Consider the following 21,146-nt stretch of genomic DNA (forward strand, 5'->3'; position numbering starts at 1 on the left):
TTGATCACAACACAACGGGAAAACAGAATGAAAAAAATCACCCTCTCTCTGGTGGCATTAGGGTTACTGACGTCGCTGCCAGGCCTTGCGGCAACCCCCGCACCGCTTCCGCCCGCCATTGCAAATCATGACGGCCCCATCCGTATTGCGGTGATCCGTAACCTCGGCTCTGACGACAACACCACGCAGTTTGTCGCCGGTGCCATTCAGGAGGGCAAAAAGCTCGGCTTTAAGGTCAGCACCTTTTTGAGCAATGGCGACGACGCCAAATTCCAGGACTTCGTTAATCAGGCGATCAGCCAGAAATATGACGGGATTATCCTCTCTCAGGGGCGCGACCCCTATGCGACCGCGCTGGTGAAAAAAGCCGTCGATGCCGGCATTAAAGTGTCGGTGTTTGATACCGCCGTTCAGGGCGACATTCCCGGGGTGACCGTGACCCAGCAGGATGATGCTTCCCTGACCCATCTTTCCTTCGGCCAGCTGGCAAAAGATTTCAACGGCAAAGCCAACATCGTGAAGCTGTGGGTTGCCGGTTTCCCGCCGATGGAACGTCGTCAGGCAGCCTATAAAGCGCTGCAGAAGCAGTATCCGGACATTAAAGAGCTGGAGTCTATCGGTGCCGTTTCGTCTGACGTGCAGGGAGATACCGCGAATAAAGTGGGCGCTATTCTGGCGAAATACCCGAAAGGCAAAATTGACGCCATCTGGGGAACCTGGGATGCCTTCAGCCAGGGGGCCTACAAAGCCCTGAAAGAGAACGGCCGCACCGAGATCAAACTCTACAGCATCGATATCTCAAACCAGGATCTTCAGCTGATGCGCGAGCCAGGCAGCCCGTGGAAAGTGAGCGTGGCGGTGGATCCGAAGCTGATTGGTGCAACCAACGTACGTCTGATTGCCAACAAGATTGCCGGTGAAACCACACCCGCCACGTATGATTTCAAAGCGGCGGCGATCCCGCAGGCGCTGCTGACCGCCCAGCCAGGCGCAGTGAACGTGGCGTCGCTGGGGAAAATCATTCCAGGCTGGGGTCAGACCGAAGATTTTATCGCCCCGTGGTTTGCGACGCTTGAAGCGAAACATCAATGAGTGTGCTTCCCACGCCTGAATACAGCCGCAATATGCGGCTGATTGGCCATAGCGACCAGGGCGGTCGCCCGGACGGCGTGCAGCTGATGGTGCATCGCGGTTTCGCGTACATCGGGCATATGGTCTCGCAGGGCTTTTCCATTGTGGACGTGCGCGACCCGAAACATCCCAAACCGGCAGGCTATATGCCCGCGCCGCCCGGCACCTGGAACGTTCATCTTCAGGCGCACGACGATCTCCTGCTGGTCATTAATGCGCGAGACTTGTTCGCGGATGCCCGTTTCGCTGACGAAAAGGTCTACTACACCCGTCAGGTAGGGGAAACCGTACGCGACGTGCAGGACAAAGGCTGGAGCGCCGGGATGCGGGTGTTTGATATCTCCACCCCTGACAAACCGCGTGAGATCGGCTTTTTATCCCTGAGCGGCATCGGCATTCACCGTATCTGGTACGTCGGCGGGCGCTGGGCGTATGTTTCGGCGCTGATCGACGGCTTTACCGACTATATTTTCCTGACGATCGATCTGGCCGACCCGAAAAAGCCTGAGGTGGCCGGGCGCTGGTGGCTGCCGGGGATGAACCAGGCCGACGGTGAGCAACCCAATTGGCCGGAAGGTAAACGCTACGCGCTGCACCACGCGATTATTGCCGGGGATACCGCTTACGGGAGCTGGCGCGACGGGGGACTGACGCTGCTGGACGTGAAGGATCGCACGCAGCCGAAGCTGATTAGCCATCGCAACTGGAGCCCGCCGTTTGGAGGTGGCACGCACACCGCGCTGCCATTGCCGGATCGTGACCTGCTGGTGGTGCTGGATGAAGCGGTGCTGGATAACCAGGAGGACGGTGAGAAGTTCATCTGGCTGTTTGATATTCGCGAGCCGTCGAACCCGGTAAGTATTTCCACATTCCCGCAGCCGCAGGAGCGGGATTATGTGGCCAAAGGGGCGCATTTTGGTCCACACAACCTGCACGAGAACCGGCCGGGAAGCTTTGTCAGCTCTACGCTGATTTTTGCGACCTGGCAGAATGCGGGCGTGCGCGCGTTTGATATTTCCAATCCTTACCGTCCGGTTGAAACCGGTGCGCTGGTGCCGGCGGCGCCTGAGAGGATGATGGATACGCGGCCGAATCGACCGCAGGTGATCCAGTCATGCGATGTGTTTGTCGATGCGCAGGGCATTATCTACAGCACGGATTATAACGGTGGATTGTCGGTGATTGAGTATCTGGGGTAACGGCGCGCTGGTGTCTTTCTGACGGCCCTCTTCATCGGGAGAGGGCCGAGGCGTTTAACTGTACTGACGCACCCGCGCCACCAGCGCTTCGACGGTGTCGATACGGTCGGCAATCACAATCAGCGCCTTGCCAAGCGTAATCGCGTGGCGCAGGCATTCGTGGCGCATTGCTTCATCCTGAATGGTCTCGATATCCGCCACGTGCGACAGACCGACACTGCGGCGAATCAGCTCCGTGCCGCAGAATCCGATCGCGTCTTTCCATACCTTTTTCAGGAATTCAGAGGCGTAGCCCGGGGCAGCAAGTGCCGCATCGCGCGTTTTCTCACTGGCCAGGATCTGGAAGCGCTCCGCGAAGGTGTTCCACAGCGTCTGAATGTCGGTCAGACGCTGTTCACGGGCCGCGGCAGCATCGCGAATACCCAGATGCCCCGGCAGGCCGCAGAAATTGAGCAGCAGGTTGCCGATGGCGGTGCCGACGTCAAAACCGATGGGGCCGAAATAGCCGAACTCTGCGTCGATGGCTTTCAGACTGCCGTCTGCCACGAAAATCGAGCCACTATGAATATCGCCATGCAGCAGGGCTTCAGCGTGTGAGAAGAAGCGGTGCTTCAGCGAGGCCACGGCAATTTTTAACTGAGCGTCATCGCGCAGGGCGGCAACGTCTTTTTCCAGTTCAGCAGGGTAGTTGTTACGTTCGTGGACCTGGTACGGATCGTTGAAGAACAGATCTTCGGTGATCTCGCACATCTCCGGATTAAGGAATTTCGCGACCTGCGCTTTCTTGTCATGCGGGTGCAGGTAAAAGTCGCTGGTATGGAACAGCGTGTGCGCGAGGTATTCACCCAGCTGACGCGCCGCCTGCGGGTAGTAGGTATTTTTGATCAGCTCCCCGCGCCAGATGGCATGGCTGGAGAGATCTTCCATCACCATCACCGCCAGTTCGGGGTCGAAGTGGTGGATTTTCACCGTGTGCTGCGGGCTGTGTTGGTAGTGTTCGATCAGCGTTTGCGCCTCCAGGCGGGCGCGATCCAGGGTCAGTGGCCAGGATTCGCCGACGCAGCGCACATACGGCAGCGCCTGCTTAACAACGATGCGGCTTACGCCCTCGGTATCGTAAATTTTGAACACCAGATTGAGGTTACCGTCGCCCACTTCCTGCGCCTCCACCAGCGATGAGGGATCATCAAGGCCGCCGAACTGCTTTGCATACTCCACGGCATCCTGGGCGGTAAAGGTACGGTATTGCGACATTGCCTGTTCCTCACTGGTTTAGCTAATAAAGACATTTAGACGTCTATACATCTGGATTTCATCCTGACACAATGTGCTACAACAACGCAACAGGGAATTAACGACATGCAGACATTACAGACGACCAGCCTGCGAGTGGCGGAGAATCAGTTATTTATTCTCGATCAGCAGGCGCTTCCTCAGGAGAAACGCTGGCTTGACGCCTCGACGGTAGAGGCGCTGGTCGGCCATATTCACGCCCTGCGCGTACGCGGGGCACCGCTGATTGGTCTCTCTGCAAGCCTGCTGCTGGCCCTTCTGGCGGAAAACGGCAAAAGCCGTGATGAACTGGCTGTGGCGCTGGAGACCCTGCGGGCATCCCGCCCGACGGCGGTGAACCTGATGAACAACCTCGACCGCATGAAGCTGGCTCTCTGGCAGGAGGATTTTGTGCCTGCGCTGGTGGCGGAAGCGCTGCGTCTGATTGATGAAGACAAGCAGCTGTGCGAGGCCATCGCGAATGCCGGCAGTACGCTGGTGAAACCCGGCAGCCGTCTGTTGACCCACTGCAATACCGGCGGGCTGGCGACGGCAGGGGTTGGCACCGCGCTCGGCGTGATTGCCCGCGCGCATCAGGAAGGACGCGTCAGCTCTGTCTGGGTGGATGAAACCCGCCCCCTGTTGCAGGGTGGAAGACTGACCGCATGGGAACTCGGCGAACTGGGCGTGCCGTACCAGCTGATCGCCGATTCCATGGCCGCCAGCCTGATGGCAAAAGGGCTGGTTGACGCGGTGTGGGTGGGCGCAGACCGTATTGCGGCCAACGGCGACGTGGCGAATAAAATTGGCACCTATTCTCTGGCGGTTCTGGCAACGTTCCACGGTATTCCGTTCTATGTCGCCGCCCCGCATACCACGCTTGACCCGGCGTGCCCGAACGGTGAGGCAATCCCCATTGAACAACGTGCGGCCAGTGAAGTGACGGGCGTGGCCGGGAGCTTTGGCGCGGTGCAGTGGGCTCCTGAAAACGCGCAGGTCTACAACCCGGCCTTTGACGTCACGCCAGCGGCATTGATAAGCGGTTGGGTGCTGGATACGGGCATCGTCACGCCGGAAGAGGTGGCAAAAGGGAAATTCGCCTGAGGACGACTATCCTTTAAGGGGTTCCCTTTAGGAGGACAGTCACGTGACGCTTGATCCTGATACAGACTTAAAACTGGAACGCGTGGTGGATGCCCCGCGCGATCTGCTGTGGCTCTGCTGGACGACACCCGAGCACATCAAAAACTTCTTCATTCCGGTTCCGCACAAAGTGACCGAGTGTGATCTTGACCTGCGCGTTGGCGGGCGATTTAACACGGTGTTTGAGGTAGACGGGCAACGGATGGATAACCGGGGGGTGTTTCTCGAAATCGATCCCGGCAGGAAGCTGGTCTTTACCGACGGTTATACGGAAGGCTGGAAGCCCGCCGAAAAGCCGTTTATGACGGCCATTCTACTGCTGGATGATGTGGGGGAGGGCAAAACGCGTTATACCGCCATTGCTCGCCACCCAACGGCGGAAATCCGCGAGCAGCATGAACAGATGGGCTTCCACGAAGGGTGGGGCATTGTGCTGGACCAGCTGGTGGCGTATACGAAGGGATTGAAACACTGACGTTTTTTCGCCCCCTCTCCCTGGAGGGAGAGGGGAAAAATCATGCCAGACGCGGATACGCATCCGCAATCGCATCGCCAGTGAACTGCGCAATCCACCCCTCGGGGTTATCAAAAATACGAATGGCGGTAAAGTTCGGCTCTGAGCCCATATCAAACCAGTGCGGCGTTCCAGCGGGCACGGAAATCAGGTCGTTTTTCTCACACAATACCTGACACACCTCGTCGCCAATGTGCAGGCAAAACAGCCCCGCCCCCTCAACAAAGAAACGCACTTCATCTTCCCCGTGGGTATGCTCGTTCAGGAACTTAGCGCGCAGCGCCTCTTTTTGAGGGTTGTCGGCACGCAGGCTGATGACATCCCAGCTTTGATAACCTTTCTCTGCCACTAACGTGTCGATCGCATGCTGATAAGCCGCGATAACCGCATCGGGGGCAGGATCGCGGCCTAAGTCGCGGTCTGCGGCCCAGCGCTCAAAACGCACCCCTCTGGCGTTGAGCTGTTGGGCGATGTCGGCAGCGTCGGTGCTGTGCCAGCGAGGTTGACTGGGGTCTTTATCGGAATAAATGGTCAATGCGCTCATGAAGGGATCTGCTCCGGGTTAATCTCGTCGAACTGGTGTACCTGATGGTGATGGCTTGCACCGTCATCATCGCCGCGAATCAGCTGCAGGGTGCGAAAACCTGCCAGCTCAGCGGCGTCCAGCTCCTGATGTATATCCGACAGGAACAGGATCTGCGACGGGGGGATACCCGTTTGTGCCGCAATGTTCTGGTAAGACTGCACGTCGCGCTTGGCACCGATGTGGGTATCAAAATAGCCGCTGAACAGATGAGTAATATCACCTTCGTCGCTGTAGCCAAATAACAGTTTCTGCGCCGCGACGGAGCCTGAGGAATAAACATAGAGATCAATACCCTGCGCTTTCCATTTTTCCAGCGCAGGCAGTACGTCCGGGTAGAGGTGGCCGGTAAAATCGCCGTTAACGTAGCCGTCGTGCCAGATGATCCCCTGCAGCGCCTTTAACGCGGTTGACTTGCGGTCTTCATCCATAAACGTAAAGAGTGTGTCGATAAGGTCGCTTGCGCTGGCGTGCGGGTGGTTAATTTCATCACGCAGGTTGTCCAGAATCGATTTGACCGGCTCGGCGTACTGCTGCGCGGACACAAAGGCCGCCAGACGCTCACGCGCGTAGGGGAACAAAACATCATGGACAAAACGGATATCGCTGGTGGTCCCTTCAATATCCGTCACAATCGCGCGAATCATACTCTCTCCCAGTGTCGTAAACGCATTTCGCATTCAAATAAGAATTCCAGTCCTTCCAGATGACGGCGGGCCTCGGCCACATCGCGTCCCCAGCAGGTTAAGCCATGACCGCGCAGAAGAAAACCATAATTAAACGGGTGCGTCTGAGCGTATTCGGCAATGCGCACGGCGAGCGCGTCGATATCCTGGTCGTTATCAAACACCGGGATGGCGACCGTATCCAGATGCGTACTCTGCCCGGAGAGGGATTTTTGCATCTCAAAGCCGGTGATCTTCAGTTCGGGCTCTTTGACCAGCCGCGACAAGACCGTGGCATTGACGGTATGGACGTGCAGAACCGCGTTGGCTTCGGGAAACAGACGATAGATGAGCGTGTGAAGCCCGGTTTCAGCCGACGGCGTGCGGCCAGAGGGTGCACGGTTGGTCGCAATCTCCACCTGCAGAAAATCGTCGGTGGTCAGGCTGCCTTTATCTTTACCGGATTCACTGAGCCAGCACAGATGCGCATCCTGACGCACGGACATGTTGCCGCCGGTCGCGGGAGCCCAGCCTTTGGCGCCGATCCAGCGGCAGGCGTCGACCAGGTGTGTGAGTTGCAGGTTGTCGGTCATCTTCCTTTTTCCCTCTCGGTCAGGAATATTCATATTGTTTAGACGTCTAAGCGTCTTGATTGCCAAAGACTAACATCGTGTTATAGTGTCAGCAACATAAGTATTACATGCAGGCACAACACAATGAGCAATAACGCATTGATTCCTCAGAGTAAACTTCCAAGTCTTGGCACCACCATCTTTACGCAAATGAGCGCACTGGCCCAGCAGCACAACGCCATTAATCTCTCGCAAGGGTTCCCGGATTTTGATGGCCCGCGTTATTTGCAGGAACGTCTGGCGTACCACGTTGCGCAGGGGGCGAACCAGTATGCACCGATGACGGGCGTGCAGGCACTGCGGGACGCCATAGCAGACAAAACGGCTGAGCTGTATGGCTATAAGCCAGACGCTACCAGCGACATCACGGTGACGGCAGGGGCGACCGAAGCGTTGTATGCCGCAATTACCGCGCTGGTGCGCACGGGTGATGAGGTGATCTGCTTTGACCCGAGTTATGACAGCTACGCGCCGGCGGTTGAACTCTCCGGCGGCGTGGTGAAACGTATCGCGCTACAGCCACCGCATTTCCGTCCGGACTGGCAGGCGTTTGCTGCCTTGCTGAGCGACAAAACCCGTCTGGTTATTATCAATACCCCACACAACCCGTCGGCGACCGCATGGCAGAAAGCCGATTTCGCTAAGCTGTGGCAGGCGATTGCCGGGCGTGAAATTTACGTGCTGAGCGATGAAGTGTATGAGCACATCTGTTTTGCGCAGGAAGGGCATGCCAGCGTGCTGGCCCATCCGCAGCTTCGCGAGCGTGCCGTGGCGGTATCGTCATTTGGTAAAACCTATCATATGACCGGCTGGAAGGTGGGGTACTGCGTGGCTCCCGCGGCCATCAGCGCTGAGCTGCGTAAAGTGCACCAGTACCTGACGTTTGCCGTAAACACGCCGGCCCAGCTGGCCCTGGCTGATATGCTGCGCGCCGAACCGGAGCACTACCGCGACCTGCCGGCATTCTACCGTCAGCGTCGGGATCTGTTTGTGAATGCGCTAAGCCAGAGCCGTCTGGAGATTTTACCCTGCGAAGGGACCTACTTCCTGCTGGCGGACTACAGCGCGATTTCAGATCGGGATGACGTGAGTTTTTGCCAGTGGCTGACAAAAGAGGTGGGCGTTGCTGCCATTCCGCTGTCCGTATTTTGCGCCGACCCGTTCCCGCATAAGCTGATCCGGCTCTGTTTTGCGAAACAGGAATCGACGCTTCTCGCGGCGGCGGAGCGGCTGAATACACTCTGAGCGTCTCATCCCTCTCACGTTAGAATAACGGCGGTCTGCCTATAATAAGTGAGAGTAATATCAGTCAAAATAACGTGAAAGCGCGTTATAAAATATAAGTCAGGATTATGTATTAACAAAGAGAACGGGCTGTGAGCGACACAGCCCGTCACTGTTATTTTTCTGTTACTTCGTTAATAAATTTCGCGAATGCCGTACTGTTCAATGCCGAGCGGTTATAAATCATAAAAATGTCAAGCGAGGGAAGGGTGAACGGTGCAGTGATTTTTTTGAGTCTTAGCACTTCACTGTATTTATCAAATAAGATTTCCGGTACGTAACCAATTAAATGAGAGGCGCTTATCATAGAAATAATAGTAAATACAGAGTCACAGCGAAAACCGATTGTCTTTTCCGCATGCACTTTTTCTGCCATCGATTGGTAGGTTTTAACGCCCGGCTCATCACTGAGGAATATCGTAAACTTCTCTTCCTGAAGCTCTTCCATGGTGGCCACCTCTTTCATCCGCGGATGATCCTGGCTGCAGACCAGCAGGACGGAATAAGATGCATATGGCACACAAATCATTGAACGGTTACTAACCGGGGCCATTGAGAAAATTAAGTCTGCCTTACGGTATGCCAGCAGATCTTCTGCGGAGTCAGCAGAGAGTAGCATGTCATGCAGTTCAATCTCGTAATTGTGCTCTCGCATCAATAATTTAAGCGGACCCAGCAGGTTTTCGGTGGTCAGAATTTGCGGGCTGTACACCACAAAATTCTTTTTTAGCGTTGAGCCATGCATGATGTTAATCGTCTGCTCAAGCTGGTTGAGGTTTTGCTCAAGATAATGGTGCAGGTTCACGCCTACCGTGGTGGGCGTAATCCCTTTCCCGGAACGAATGAACAGGGGATCGTTGAGCTGATTACGCAACCTTTGCAGCGACTGGCTGACCGCCGAGGGCGTAATATAGAGCGTTTCTGCTGCCTTGCTGATGCTTAAGTGCTGATAAATACACTCGAAAATTACCAGCAGATTAAGATCAAATTTTTTTAGATCGTAGAGATTAGCCATGTTTCATCCTGAGTGGACTGCGTTGCGTTAACACATCACTGATAACTATAGAAGGAAGTTAATCATTTACCATCCATGCAATTAACTTACTTAATTAGAGTTGTATGTTGACTTAATATATCACGATGGCAGATTTATAAAATAGAGCTTCAATGAATATTAAGATATTTTTATCTCTAAAACTGCGAGGGTGTTTGCATTAAAATAGTCTCAATTATATATAGACAAATAATTATCATTCATTTTTATTAATCCTCGCCGGCGCGTCTTACGTTCTGCGCGATAAACCGTGTTCGATGAAACCTATCACAGCCATAGATACGATTGGCGCTCATGTGCATTGCCCTCGCGCTGTGCGGGTGTTGTAATCAAGGCGCTGTTACGGCCTTGATATGAGGTATGTAGAGCGCAACGCAACGCCAGCAATTGCTGGCACTGAAAGTTCCTGTGGAAAGTTCAGGTATCAGGGCCGCCCACCAGGGCGGCCTTTTTACTTTTGGCTTTTCGTTAATTCAGTTCATCACGTTGTCTTGTTCGGGTTGTTAGGTATGGCTGATTGATTTGATAAAGCAAACGCATTAGCCCACCCGGCGAAAGTTGGTTACCTTACATCTCAACGAAAACACGGAGGAAGTACAGATGTCTTTGATTAATACCAAAATTAAACCTTTCAAAAACCAGGCGTTCAAAAACGGTGAATTCATCGAAGTGACCGAGAAAGATACCGAAGGCCGCTGGAGCGTCTTCTTCTTCTATCCGGCTGACTTCACCTTCGTTTGCCCGACCGAACTGGGTGACGTTGCAGACCATTACGACGAACTGCAGAAGCTGGGCGTAGACGTTTACTCTGTTTCTACCGACACCCACTTCACCCACAAAGCATGGCACAGCAGCTCTGAAACCATCGCGAAAATCAAATACGCGATGATCGGCGACCCGACTGGCGCCCTGACCCGTAACTTCGACAACATGCGTGAAGATGAAGGCCTGGCTGACCGTGCTACCTTCGTTGTTGACCCGCAGGGCATTATCCAGGCAATCGAAGTTACCGCTGAAGGTATCGGCCGTGATGCTTCTGACCTGCTGCGTAAAGTGAAAGCGGCGCAGTACGTTGCTTCTCACCCAGGTGAAGTTTGCCCGGCGAAATGGAAAGAAGGCGAAGCGACTCTGGCACCGTCTTTAGACCTGGTTGGCAAAATCTAAGTTTCCCGCCGTCTTTCGCGCAGAGCATCGCCTGCTCTGACGCGACAGGCTCCGGAAATGACAGTCGTAATGGGCGCGCCCGCGCCCATTTTATTCCAGCACCATGATGCAAGTTGCATTCAGGCCGCCCGAATAAGGCAGCTTGCATGATGACGTTTTTAGAGAGGGAAGAACAATGCTCGACACCAATATGAAAACCCAGCTCAAGGCCTACCTTGAGAAACTGACCAAACCTGTTGAGCTGATTGCCACGCTGGACGACAGCGCTAAATCGGCAGAGATCAAGGAACTGCTGGCAGAGATCGCCGAACTGTCACCGAACGTGACCTTCAAAGAAGATAACGATCTGGCGGTGCGCAAGCCCTCCTTCCTGATCACCAATCCGGGTTCTGACCAGGGGCCGCGTTTTGCCGGTTCTCCACTGGGCCACGAATTTACCTCGCTGGTGCTGGCACTGCTGTGGACCGGTGGTCATCCGTCAAAAGAGGCGCAGGCGCTGCTCGAGCAGATCCGCGACATTGACGGCGATTTTGAGTTTGAAACCTATTACTCACTCTCCTGCCATAACTGCCCGGACGTGGTGCAGGCGCTGAACCTGATGTCGGTGCTGAACCCGCGCATTAAGCACACGGCGATTGACGGCGGTACGTTCCAGAACGAAATCACCGACCGTAACGTCATGGGCGTTCCGGCGGTCTTTATGAACGGTCAGGAGTTTGGCCAGGGCCGTATGACGCTGACCGAAATCGTTGCCAAAGTGGACACGGGTGCCAAAAAACGTGCGGCAGAAGCGCTGAACAAACGTGACGCGTATGATGTTCTGATTGTCGGCTCCGGCCCGGCGGGCGCGGCGGCGGCGGTTTACTCCGCCCGTAAAGGCATTCGTACCGGACTGATGGGCGAACGCTTCGGTGGCCAGGTGCTCGACACCGTGGATATCGAAAACTACATCTCTGTGCCGAAGACCGAAGGCCAGAAACTGGCTGGCGCACTGAAGGCGCACGTCAGCGATTATGAAGTGGATGTGATCGACAGCCAGAGCGCCAGCAAGCTGGTTCCGGCCGCGGTTGAAGGGGGGTTACACCAGATTGAAACCGCCTCCGGCGCGGTGCTGAAAGCGCGCAGCATTATCATTGCCACCGGCGCCAAATGGCGCAACATGAACGTCCCGGGTGAAGATCAGTATCGCACCAAAGGCGTCACCTACTGCCCGCACTGCGACGGCCCGCTGTTTAAAGGTAAACGCGTGGCGGTGATCGGCGGCGGTAACTCCGGTGTGGAAGCGGCGATTGACCTGGCGGGTATCGTTGAACACGTCACCCTGCTGGAGTTCGCCCCAGAGATGAAAGCGGACCAGGTGCTGCAGGACAAAGTGCGTAGCCTGAAAAACGTCGATATCGTGCTGAATGCGCAGACCACGGAAGTGAAAGGTGACGGCAGCAAAGTGACCGGTCTGGAATACCGCGACCGCGTGAGCGGTGACGTGCATAGCGTGGCGCTGGCGGGGATCTTCGTACAGATTGGTCTGTTGCCAAACACCACCTGGCTGGACGGCGCGATTGAGCGCAACCGCATGGGCGAAATTATTATCGATGCGAAATGCGAAACCAGCGTGAAAGGGGTGTTCGCGGCAGGGGACTGCACCACGGTTCCGTACAAACAGATCATCATTGCCACCGGTGAAGGGGCGAAAGCGTCTCTGAGCTCGTTCGATTATCTGATTCGCACCAAAACGGCATAAAAAGAAAGCAAGACTACACCTGCAACAGCAAGAGGCCACCGAAAGGTGGCCTCTTTTTTTTACCTGACGACCATCACCGGAATGTGGGTGTGGCGGATCACGCTCGACGCGTTAGAGCCCAGCAGGTGGGTGGTAATGGAAGGATTACGGGAACCGATCACCACTACGTCTGCTTTCAGTTCATTGGCCAGTTCATTAACGGCATCCCGCACGCTACCGAACCTGACGTGAGTTTTGATACGTGAAGGGTCGATGCTGAAATGCCCGACCATGGTTTGTAGACGATTTTCAGCTTCGTGCTGAAGATGCTCTTCGAAACGACGTACATCGGCGGCAAAGCGGTGCAGACTCAGGCTGGCGGAACCCGGTAACACGTGTAAAAGATGGATGATCCCGTCCTGCTGCGCCAGGAACTCCGCGTGGCGTACGGCCTTGTCGCTCAGCTCCATCTCGAAAACATCAACCGGCATAATGATTGTCTGATACATACCCGTTTCTCCTTGTTTATAAACGCTGAATTCATTCAACCACAAAATATGAATGGTTTCTGTAAGCGCGGCGCCACTTTTTGATCTCGCCAGGAAAAATCTCAAAAGATCCGTCATCACGGGCAAGTCTTCTGGGGTAGCTACCCTTTATACACTGTCCTGGATCCTTTCGGAGGTTGCATGAAAGCACTCACGTATCACGGCCCGCATCATGTTCGCGTCGAGAATGTCCCCGATCCCATCATTGAACAGCCAGACGATATTATTCTGCGGGTCACGGCTACGGCGATTTGCGGGTCCGATCTGCATCTCTATCGCGGCAAAATCCCGAAGGTGCAACACGGCGATATTTTTGGTCATGAATTTATGGGGGAAATCGTTGAGTGTGGCAGGGAGGTGAAGAATTTACAGAAGGGCGATCGCGTGGTTATCCCGTTTGTGATTGCCTGCGGTGACTGTTTCTTCTGCCGTCTGCAGCAGTACGCGGCCTGCGAGACGACCAACGCCGCGCAGGGCGCCGCGCTGAACAAAAAGCAGATCCCCGCGCCAGCCGCGCTGTTTGGCTATAGCCATCTCTACGGCGGCGTGCCGGGAGGCCAGGCGGAATATGTTCGCGTACCGAAGGGGAACGTTGGGCCGTTCAAGGTGCCGCCGCTGTTGTCCGATGACAAAGCGCTGTTCCTGTCAGATATTTTACCCACCGCCTGGCAGGCGGCAAAAAATGCGCAGATCGAAAAAGGATCGAGCGTGGCCGTGTTCGGCGCCGGGCCGGTGGGGTTGCTGACCATTGCCTGCGCGCGGCTGCTCGGGGCGGAACAGATCTTCGTCATCGACCATCACCCGTATCGCCTGCGATTCGCTCAGGCGCGCTACGGCGCAATCCCTGTCAACTTTGATGATGATAACGATGCCGCCGAAAAAATCATTGAGCAAACTGCCGGCCAGCGTGGTGTCGATGCGGTGATTGATGCCGTCGGGTTCGAAGCCAAAGGCAGCACCACGGAAACAATCCTCAGCAACCTTAAAATTGAAGGCAGCAGCGGCAAAGCGCTGCGGCAGTGTATCGCGGCTGTCCGGCGCGGCGGCGTTGTCAGCGTCCCTGGCGTTTACGCCGGGTTTATTCACGGCTTCCTGTTTGGCGATGCCTTCGATAAAGGGCTGAGTTTCAGGATGGGGCAGACACACGTCCACGCCTGGCTGGGCGAGTTGCTGCCACTTATCGAAAAAGGGCTGCTTACGCCGGAGGAGATTGTGACCCACTATCTGCCGCTGGCGGATGCGGAACGCGCCTACAAGATTTTCGAAAAACGGGAGGAGGAGTGCCGCAAGGTCATTCTGGTGCCGGGGGCGGAAACGCCTGACGCGGCGGCACAGCAGGTGAAAGGCCTGGTCAATGCTTTCCCGGGTGGGGTGGTGTGAGATTATCGCTTACCGATGACGCTCAAGATAAAGCACCGCCATGACGATGATCGCCAGAATAATGAGAAAAATAAGTGTGATAACCACTATCTCACTCATGACCGTCCCCGCGGCACCCAAACAGATTAAGCGTGGGTTAAGGGGTTTTCGGGCGATATAGGATAATCGGGTGAATTTGCGGAAAGAGGATGCGGGTGCATCCTCTGTGCAACGCGGGAGCGTTTGTTCAGATGGGGTTAACGCAGGTAGTCGCCCGCGGCTTCTGGCTGGTAGAGCAGCTCCAGCACTTCCAGATGCGCCGCGGCACCGCCCGGCAACGCCCAGTTGATGGTGTCTCCCGTACGCAGACCAAGAAGCGCGGCACCCACAGGGGCAAGGACCGAAAGCTGTGCGCTGCTGTCGGTCATCTGCGCCGGGTAGACCAGCGTTCGGGTCAGCTCTTCACCGGTGGCCAGGTTACGGAATTTAACCCGGCTGTTCATGGTGACCACGTCGTGAGGCATGGATTCAGGCGTGCACATCTGCGCCCGGTCAAGCTCTTCATTCAGGGCGTCAGCCACCGGAAGCGAAGCGAATTCTGCTTTTTCCAGCAGTCTGTCAATACGTTCTGCGTCAAGCTCATTGATGATGATGGTGGGTCTGGACATTTTTTACTCCATGTCGTTAATGCTGCGTGTAACGCAGAAACCAATCCAAAAGAAAACCCTCGCCGTCTGGCAGCGAGGGTTTAACTCTTCTGATGATACTGGCTGAGCGCACAACTTTGAAGTGATACAGGTCACATTCATGGGTCATATGAATTTTCGGTGAAAAACGTGCTCCCTTGCCAATTTGCATTATTCTTTTTAAGCGCCCCCTGCGGGCGACTATCCGCATTCAGTGTTTCTTCTCAGGAGATCTCATGAGCGATTACGACAAAATTACGTTGAAAGACGGCAGTTATTTATATTTTAAAGACTGGGGAAGCGGGCAACCCGTGGTGTTTAGCCACGGCTGGCCGCTGACGGCGGATGCCTTTGAAGACCAAATGTTATACCTGGGGTCAAAAGGATTTCGCGTAATTGCACATGACCGCCGCGGACATGGCCGCTCAGCGCAGCCGTGGGATGGGCACAATATGGATCAGTACGCCGACGACCTGGCTGAGCTGACGGCGCGTCTGAATCTGAAAGACGCTGTTCACGTGGGGCATTCAACCGGCGGTGGCGAAGTGGCGCGCTATATTGGTCGCCACGGTACGGATCGCGTGGCGAAAGCGGTACTTATTGGTGCCGTGACACCGATTATGATCAAAACCGATTTCAACCCGAACGGTGTGCCGAAAGAGGTGTTTGATGGTATTCGGGAAGGCGTGATTAACGATCGCGCAGCTTTCTTCTATGCGCTGACCGAGGCGTTTTATGGCTATAACCGCCCGGGGGCGAAAGAGTCCAAAGCGGTGCGGGAGAGCTTCGTTGAGCAGGGGCTTCAGGGGTCGATCAAGGCGCTGTATGACTGCGTCAAAGCGTTCTCTGAAACCGATCTGCGTGAAGATCTGAAAAAGATGACTATCCCGACGCTGGTGATCCACGGCGACGACGACCAGATAGTCCCGATCGAGACCTGTGGTCGGGTGGCTGCAGAGCTCCTGCCGAACGCTGAACTGAAGGTCTATGCCGGGGGTTCTCACGGCATATGCACCACGCATAAGCACCAGATCAATGACGATTTGCTGAAATTTATTCAGTCTTAATTCCTGGCGGATTGCGTTACGCTGAGTGTCCTGATCCAGGGTACTGAGCGAAACGCAATTCGTGTCTGCCCCACCATTAAGAGAGCACTATGTATTTCTATCAACCTTCTCTGGGACACGGCCTGCCGCATGACCCACTGAACGCGATTATTGGCCCACGCCCGATTGGCTGGATCTCCTCGTGCGACAACGCCGGTCAGCTGAATCTCGCGCCGTATAGCTTCTTTAACTGCTTTAACTATCGTCCGCCTATCATCGGTTTTTCCAGCAACGGCTGGAAAGACAGCGTGCGTAATATTACCGAAACCGGCGAGTTTGTCTGGAACCTGGCGACGCGCGATCTGGCTGAAGCGATGAATGCGACCTCGGCTATGCTTCCCCACGATGAAAATGAATTTACCTTTGCGGGATTAACGCCAGCGGCCAGCCAGCTGGTGAACGCCCCGCGGGTGGCAGAAAGCCCGGTTAACTTTGAGTGTCGCCTGTCGCAGTGTATTCAGCTTACCGGGGCCGACGGCACACCGGTTGATACCTGGCTGGTGCTCGGCGAAGTGGTGGGTATTCACATCGCCGAAACGTTGCTGGAAGAGGGGATTTATCAGACGGCGAAAGCGCAGCCCATCCTGCGTGCGGGTGGGCCGACGGCTTACTATGGCATCAGTGACGAGCACCGGTTTGACATGACCCGACCGATCGTCAATCAGTGACCGGCTTTATCAATGACGAATTGTTTTCCGCAGTTACCCGGGTGTGGCTGCGGAGCAAATGAGGTTGCAGAAAGCGGGTTATTAATGGTGTCTGCCTTCAGTGAGATCTGCATTTCAGTCAGGTAGGACGGGTTGCCATTACAGGTAAGCTTGAACGCTTTGACATTCTCCTTGCCCCAGCCTTTGGCCACGGCGCTGTCAAAGTCGCTGCGGCTTACGGTTTTTCCATAGTTATCGGCGAGGAACTTGCCGACCGCGCTGTTTTTTATCTCCTGATTCATGCGCACCATCGTGCCGAAATACGCGTCAGGATCAAAACCAAAGCACACGCCGTGTTTGGCATATTCGTAGCGTTCCAGGCAGGAGTTACCGCCAGCACCTGGCATAACGCTGTTCAGCTTCGCAGCACCTGAAAGCGACAGTCCGGTTTCGGCGGCAGCGCATTTGCGGCTGGCCTTCACCTCCGGCATGTTCGGGATTGGACGGGTTGCGCAGCCAAAACGCATCCAGCGACGTTCATCCACCCCCCGTGCGGCAACAGACTTTGGCAGCCCCGGCCATAATCCGTGCACGGTCAGAAAATCGGTTTTGTTATCACTCTCTTTTTGTAAACGGCACTCTTCGGGCTCGTTGCGGTTACGGTCGGCCATGCTCTGGCAGAACCCGGTTTGCCAGGAAAGAGCCAGAACGTAGCGATCGAAATCGCCATACTGCGTTGCCTTGAGTGGGTCGGCCTGTGCGGAGAATACACAGAGTGCCAGCGCGATTGCGCCAGACGGAATAACGATATCCTTCCTGAACATGTGATTTCCTGATCGAATGAGCATGAATAATTTCTGGAAATTATTAAAGCACAAAAAGCGCCCGCAGGCGCTTTCTGGATATCAGGAATTTAGCTTAAGCTGCGCCGGGTACCAGCACCTGCGTGGCAATAATCACGATAATCAGCCCCACAATCACGGGGACGGAGGTGCGTTTGATCACTTCGAAAGGCGAGATTTTTGCCATCCCGGCAACGGCTACGACTACTCCCGATACCGGCGAAATGGTGCGACCGAGGTTTGACGCCTGCAGCATGGGGATGGAGAGATAGGCCGGGTTAATGCCCGAGGAGTGAGCCAGTTTCGGGATCATCTCAACGAAGGCGTAGAACGGCGCGTTACCTGAACCGGTGGTCATGGCGGCGAGCATGGTCAGCACTACCAGAACCAGCATCAGGATAATACTGGCCGAGCCGAACGAGGTGGCGATGGAAATCAGGCTCTGAATAAAGCCGATGGTGCTCAGGCCCTGGGCGAAGACGCCTGCTGCAACCAGCAGCATAACGACCCCTGCAAACGCATCCGCCATACCGCGATAGGCCACTTCCAGACCCGAGAAGACTTTCTGCGTGTTAAACCCACGCACAAACTCCAGCAGGGCGGCCAGCAGCATGCAGATCACCAGAATGGTGATGATGTGCAGCTGCGGGCCCCATTTACCGTCAAAAATAAGCACGCCAATAATAGGTGTGAACGGCAGAATGGCATAAAACGCCGGCGCGGTGGTGGTGATTTCACTCACGTCCAGCATCTCGTGGCTGATGTTCTCCTTCTTATCGAGATAACGCTGCCAGAAGAAGTGCGCGATGCCCATGCCGACAATGGCGACGATAGAAATGGGCAGCGTGGTTTTGAACGCAAAGTCGATAAGCGACATCTCAGCGGCTTTGGCTGCGAGCACGACATCACCGGAGGTGGGGGAAAGAATAATGGCGGCCGGCGAGGCGCAAATCGCGGCGGCCGCGCCGCGGCTGATACCGACGTTAACCATAATCGGGAACAGGGTGGCCATTAACAGTACGCCCAGACCGGTGGCGGACGACACGGCAAGGGACATCAGGCAGGCAAGGAAATAGGCCGCGACCATCAGCAGATACGGGGAGTTAATGTACTGCAGCGGTTTGGACGCCAGTTTAACCACCATATCATTCGCGCCGATATGGGTCATGTACGCCGCAAAACCGCACAGCATCATGATCATCATACCCAGGTCGCCACCGCGGCTCATGAGCAGGATTTTAATGTATTCAACAATGTCAGTGGCGGTGTAGCCCGTACTGTCTGCGCTGGCCGGTAACACCTGATGGCCCATGATGGCGCTGATAATGAGCAGGGTTAGCCCGCCGACAAATAACACCCCTGTGGCCGAGTAACCTTTAATGATGTAGCGCGCTACACCGACAATGACGACGACTCCGATAAGGAGCTCGATAAACGTAAGCATGGTTTCCCCTGTATCCTTGCTGCCCGAGAGCACAAATAATCAATAAAAAAGAAGGATGAAATGTGCCGAATTAATGTTCTGTCCTTGCTGATTAAAATCAATAAACAGACTACTAAAGAAGATATTAACGGTATTTTTGCCATCGCCCCGGCATTTATCTCATGCGCATATTGACCGGTAGAGATATTACTATATGTCAATTAAATGATAATGGGTTGTTAAATATTTTGTGGGTTTAAATTCGCCGCAGAAAGAAAAGGCAAAAACCCTTTGAGAACTGGGTTTTTAATGGCTGCCGGCAGCCCTCCGGAACGGGCCCTGGAGACCGTCATTGCTGGCGTTGGTGAGGTTGTCCAGCGTATTAAAGCCTAATAAAGGCTTACTTTTATTGTGCTTATTATGGCGTGAAGGTATGTTCCTCTCAGAATATTCCCAGGAAGACGCTGATTAATTAGGAATAACGCTGATGCTGTTAAGCTTTGATTAAACTATTTTATGGTAAACTTTGCCTCGAATACTAAGAATGGTAATTGCATTGTGATTGTACGTAATAAATTTTTCCTCATTTTGTTGTTTATTTTTGGGCAGTTAGCATTGTCGTCTGTTGCACACGCTGAGAGCAATGCAACCGATAAAGGCTGGTTCTCCACCTTCACTGATAATGTGTCGCAGACCTGGACTGCGCCAGAGCATTATGACCTGTATGTTCCGGCAATAACGTGGCATGCGCGTTTTGCCTATGACAAAGAAAAGACTGACAAATATAACGAGCGCCCGTGGGGGGCTGGTTTTGGTCAGTCGCGTTGGGACGAAAAAGGGAACTGGCATGGTATCTATCTTATGGCCTTTAAAGATTCCTTTAACAAGTGGGAACCGATCGGGGGTTATGGCTGGGAGAAAACCTGGCATCCGTTAGCCGATGAAAACTTCCATGTGGGGCTGGGCTACACCGCCGGTGTGACCGCACGCGACAACTGGAACTACATTCCGATTCCGGTGCTGCTGCCTCTGGCCTCTATCGGCTATGGTCCGGCAACGTTCCAGATGACCTATATTCCGGGGACATACAACAACGGTAACGTTTACTTCGCCTGGATGCGTTTTCAGTTTTAACTGAAAAAACGTCACGTACTGGTGAAAAAGTGTACAGCCGTTGATTCCGTTGAGATAAAAAACCGTCAGCAGAAATTAACGCGACTTTAGTCACTTTTTATCAAAGAACCGCTGGACAAAAGGTCCCACAATTGATGTACTGGTACCCGACACAGCATTTGTGTCGTTTTTTAATGTAAAGGTAATTTTGATGTCTAAGATTAAAGGTAACGTTAAGTGGTTTAATGAGTCCAAAGGATTCGGTTTCATTACTCCTGAAGATGGCAGCAAAGACGTGTTCGTACACTTCTCTGCAATCCAGTCTAATGGTTTCAAAACTCTGGCTGAAGGTCAGCGTGTAGAGTTCGAAATCACTAACGGTGCCAAAGGCCCTTCTGCTGCTAACGTAATCGCTCTGTAATTCAGACGCGTCAGCAAGAATTTCAAAACCCGCTCACTGAGCGGGTTTTTTTTCGCGTTGAATCAGCTAAGCAGATACATTTTGAGGAAGCTGGCAACGATCAGCACGCTCAACAACACCACACCTGCGCTCATCAGGTTCTGTTTCATTCTGTCACCCTCGTTCTGTATTGCGTTCAGAGTGACAGAGAAAAATTAAGCCAACATTAACGCAGCGTCTGTTAGTGCGTCGTGGCGGAGGAAAATAGCCAGAATGCGATCCCCGTCATCGCAAAGGAGCCGAGCATATTAATCGCAATGTTCATCAGCGCCCAGCCGACACGCCCTTCCTGAAACAGGAAAACCACTTCCGCCGAGAACGTTGAGAAGGTGGTTAAACCGCCGCAAAAGCCGGTGGTAATCAATAGCTTCCACACGGGATCGATATGCGTCATACGGTTAAACCAGGCCAGCCCCACGCCAATAATGAAAGCGCCTATCAGGTTAGCCGCCAGCGTACCCATTGGAATAGCCTGATGCAGGGGATTAAAACGCATACTCAAGAACCACCGCGCAACGCTACCCGTACCCCCACCAATAAAAACGGCTAAAAGTAGTTGTAACACTGTAAATACCTGCTATTTGATGTGTAAGAGTGGCGA

Annotated in this window: 23 protein-coding genes; 12 read left to right on the forward strand and 11 right to left on the reverse strand. The window is 54.3% G+C overall.

The window, feature by feature from the left end; genetic code table 11:
- Positions 1-27: 27 nt before the first annotated feature.
- Positions 28-1,092: a sugar ABC transporter substrate-binding protein gene (locus QRN24_RS01920; protein ID WP_020885017.1), complete on the forward strand. Its 1,065-nt coding sequence runs from the start codon at positions 28-30 to the stop codon at positions 1,090-1,092.
- Positions 1,089-2,330 (forward strand): LVIVD repeat-containing protein, encoded by a 1,242-nt coding sequence (locus QRN24_RS01925; RefSeq protein WP_050737401.1) that lies wholly within the window; start codon positions 1,089-1,091, stop codon positions 2,328-2,330. The genes QRN24_RS01920 and QRN24_RS01925 overlap by 4 nt, the downstream gene beginning before the upstream one ends.
- A 54-nt stretch (positions 2,331-2,384) precedes the next feature.
- Here QRN24_RS01925 and mtnK read toward each other — a convergent pair whose 3' ends face one another.
- Positions 2,385-3,584, reverse strand: a complete 1,200-nt coding sequence (gene mtnK, locus QRN24_RS01930) for an S-methyl-5-thioribose kinase (RefSeq protein WP_284942269.1) — start codon at positions 3,582-3,584, stop codon at positions 2,385-2,387.
- 105 nt (positions 3,585-3,689) lie between these two features.
- On the opposite strand from mtnK, the gene mtnA reads away from it, so the two are divergent.
- Together mtnA and QRN24_RS01940 are read left to right on the forward strand one after the other, a co-directional pair.
- Entirely contained in the window at positions 3,690-4,706 is a 1,017-nt protein-coding gene (gene mtnA / locus QRN24_RS01935; protein WP_025204686.1) for an S-methyl-5-thioribose-1-phosphate isomerase, read from the forward strand.
- Between the two features lie 43 nt (positions 4,707-4,749).
- The gene (locus QRN24_RS01940) at positions 4,750-5,220 is read left to right on the forward strand and encodes an SRPBCC family protein (RefSeq protein ID WP_014169088.1); all 471 of its coding nucleotides are present in this window, start codon (positions 4,750-4,752) and stop codon (positions 5,218-5,220) included.
- A 40-nt stretch (positions 5,221-5,260) separates the two neighbouring features.
- On the opposite strand, the gene QRN24_RS01945 is transcribed toward QRN24_RS01940, so the two are convergent.
- Genes QRN24_RS01945 through QRN24_RS01955 form a run of 3 tightly spaced genes read right to left on the reverse strand, consistent with a single transcriptional unit; the run spans position 5,261 to position 7,100 of the window.
- On the reverse strand, positions 5,261-5,803 hold the full coding sequence (locus QRN24_RS01945; RefSeq protein ID WP_014169089.1) for a 1,2-dihydroxy-3-keto-5-methylthiopentene dioxygenase: 543 nt from the start codon (positions 5,801-5,803) through the stop codon (positions 5,261-5,263).
- Positions 5,800-6,489: an acireductone synthase gene (mtnC, locus tag QRN24_RS01950; protein ID WP_040016916.1), complete on the reverse strand. Its 690-nt coding sequence runs from the start codon at positions 6,487-6,489 to the stop codon at positions 5,800-5,802. Before mtnC ends, QRN24_RS01945 begins: the two co-directional genes overlap by 4 nt.
- Complete coding sequence (locus QRN24_RS01955; protein ID WP_047955225.1) at positions 6,486-7,100, reverse strand: methylthioribulose 1-phosphate dehydratase; 615 nt, start codon at positions 7,098-7,100, stop codon at positions 6,486-6,488. The genes mtnC and QRN24_RS01955 overlap by 4 nt, the downstream gene beginning before the upstream one ends.
- 123 nt (positions 7,101-7,223) lie before the next feature.
- Here QRN24_RS01955 and QRN24_RS01960 point away from each other — a divergent pair, with 123 nt between their 5' ends.
- Positions 7,224-8,384: a pyridoxal phosphate-dependent aminotransferase gene (locus tag QRN24_RS01960; protein ID WP_025204683.1), complete on the forward strand. Its 1,161-nt coding sequence runs from the start codon at positions 7,224-7,226 to the stop codon at positions 8,382-8,384.
- 154 nt (positions 8,385-8,538) lie between these two features.
- Here the strand turns inward: QRN24_RS01960 and citR are convergent, their stop codons facing one another.
- Complete coding sequence (gene citR, locus QRN24_RS01965) at positions 8,539-9,438, reverse strand: DNA-binding transcriptional repressor CitR (protein ID WP_284942270.1); 900 nt, start codon at positions 9,436-9,438, stop codon at positions 8,539-8,541.
- A 639-nt stretch (positions 9,439-10,077) separates the two neighbouring features.
- Between citR and ahpC the strand changes: the two genes are divergently transcribed.
- Together ahpC and ahpF are read left to right on the forward strand one after the other, a co-directional pair.
- Positions 10,078-10,641, forward strand: coding sequence for an alkyl hydroperoxide reductase subunit C (ahpC, locus tag QRN24_RS01970; RefSeq protein ID WP_008501015.1), 564 nt, complete (start codon positions 10,078-10,080; stop codon positions 10,639-10,641).
- Positions 10,642-10,816: 175 nt separating this feature from the next.
- Positions 10,817-12,382: an alkyl hydroperoxide reductase subunit F gene (ahpF, locus tag QRN24_RS01975; protein WP_284942271.1), complete on the forward strand. Its 1,566-nt coding sequence runs from the start codon at positions 10,817-10,819 to the stop codon at positions 12,380-12,382.
- Positions 12,383-12,441: 59 nt separating this feature from the next.
- Here ahpF and uspG read toward each other — a convergent pair whose 3' ends face one another.
- Positions 12,442-12,870, reverse strand: a complete 429-nt coding sequence (gene uspG, locus QRN24_RS01980) for a universal stress protein UspG (protein WP_020885008.1) — start codon at positions 12,868-12,870, stop codon at positions 12,442-12,444.
- 180 nt (positions 12,871-13,050) lie between these two features.
- On the opposite strand from uspG, the gene QRN24_RS01985 reads away from it, so the two are divergent.
- Entirely contained in the window at positions 13,051-14,289 is a 1,239-nt protein-coding gene (locus QRN24_RS01985; protein WP_284942272.1) for a zinc-dependent alcohol dehydrogenase, read from the forward strand.
- Between the two features lie 9 nt (positions 14,290-14,298).
- On the opposite strand, the gene yldA is transcribed toward QRN24_RS01985, so the two are convergent.
- Both yldA and rnk read right to left on the reverse strand, forming a co-directional pair.
- Positions 14,299-14,388: a small membrane protein YldA gene (gene yldA, locus QRN24_RS01990; RefSeq protein WP_271661446.1), complete on the reverse strand. Its 90-nt coding sequence runs from the start codon at positions 14,386-14,388 to the stop codon at positions 14,299-14,301.
- A gap of 137 nt (positions 14,389-14,525) precedes the next feature.
- Complete coding sequence (gene rnk, locus QRN24_RS01995) at positions 14,526-14,936, reverse strand: nucleoside diphosphate kinase regulator (protein ID WP_014169101.1); 411 nt, start codon at positions 14,934-14,936, stop codon at positions 14,526-14,528.
- A 254-nt stretch (positions 14,937-15,190) separates the two neighbouring features.
- Here rnk and QRN24_RS02000 point away from each other — a divergent pair, with 254 nt between their 5' ends.
- Together QRN24_RS02000 and QRN24_RS02005 are read left to right on the forward strand one after the other, a co-directional pair.
- Positions 15,191-16,021, forward strand: coding sequence for an alpha/beta fold hydrolase (locus QRN24_RS02000; protein WP_041162487.1), 831 nt, complete (start codon positions 15,191-15,193; stop codon positions 16,019-16,021).
- Between the two features lie 89 nt (positions 16,022-16,110).
- Positions 16,111-16,728, forward strand: coding sequence for a flavin reductase family protein (locus QRN24_RS02005; protein WP_025204679.1), 618 nt, complete (start codon positions 16,111-16,113; stop codon positions 16,726-16,728).
- Here QRN24_RS02005 and rna read toward each other — a convergent pair.
- Both rna and dcuC read right to left on the reverse strand, forming a co-directional pair.
- Positions 16,722-17,531 carry a ribonuclease I gene (gene rna, locus QRN24_RS02010; RefSeq protein ID WP_020885004.1) on the reverse strand — a complete coding sequence of 270 codons (810 nt, stop codon included), beginning with the start codon at positions 17,529-17,531 and terminating at the stop codon, positions 16,722-16,724. The genes QRN24_RS02005 and rna overlap by 7 nt on opposite strands.
- Positions 17,532-17,625: 94 nt before the next feature.
- The gene (gene dcuC / locus QRN24_RS02015; protein WP_020885003.1) at positions 17,626-18,993 is read right to left on the reverse strand and encodes an anaerobic C4-dicarboxylate transporter DcuC; all 1,368 of its coding nucleotides are present in this window, start codon (positions 18,991-18,993) and stop codon (positions 17,626-17,628) included.
- A gap of 495 nt (positions 18,994-19,488) precedes the next feature.
- Between dcuC and pagP the strand changes: the two genes are divergently transcribed.
- Positions 19,489-20,106, forward strand: a complete 618-nt coding sequence (pagP, locus tag QRN24_RS02020) for a lipid IV(A) palmitoyltransferase PagP (RefSeq protein WP_284942273.1) — start codon at positions 19,489-19,491, stop codon at positions 20,104-20,106.
- A gap of 190 nt (positions 20,107-20,296) precedes the next feature.
- Complete coding sequence (gene cspE, locus QRN24_RS02025) at positions 20,297-20,506, forward strand: transcription antiterminator/RNA stability regulator CspE (protein WP_002439184.1); 210 nt, start codon at positions 20,297-20,299, stop codon at positions 20,504-20,506.
- Positions 20,507-20,726: 220 nt separating this feature from the next.
- Here cspE and crcB read toward each other — a convergent pair whose 3' ends face one another.
- Positions 20,727-21,110: a fluoride efflux transporter CrcB gene (gene crcB, locus QRN24_RS02030; protein WP_014169110.1), complete on the reverse strand. Its 384-nt coding sequence runs from the start codon at positions 21,108-21,110 to the stop codon at positions 20,727-20,729.
- Positions 21,111-21,146: the final 36 nt, after the last annotated feature.

Source organism: Enterobacter sp. MEB024 (assembly GCF_030209635.1).
Classification (GTDB): domain Bacteria; phylum Pseudomonadota; class Gammaproteobacteria; order Enterobacterales; family Enterobacteriaceae; genus Enterobacter; species Enterobacter ludwigii.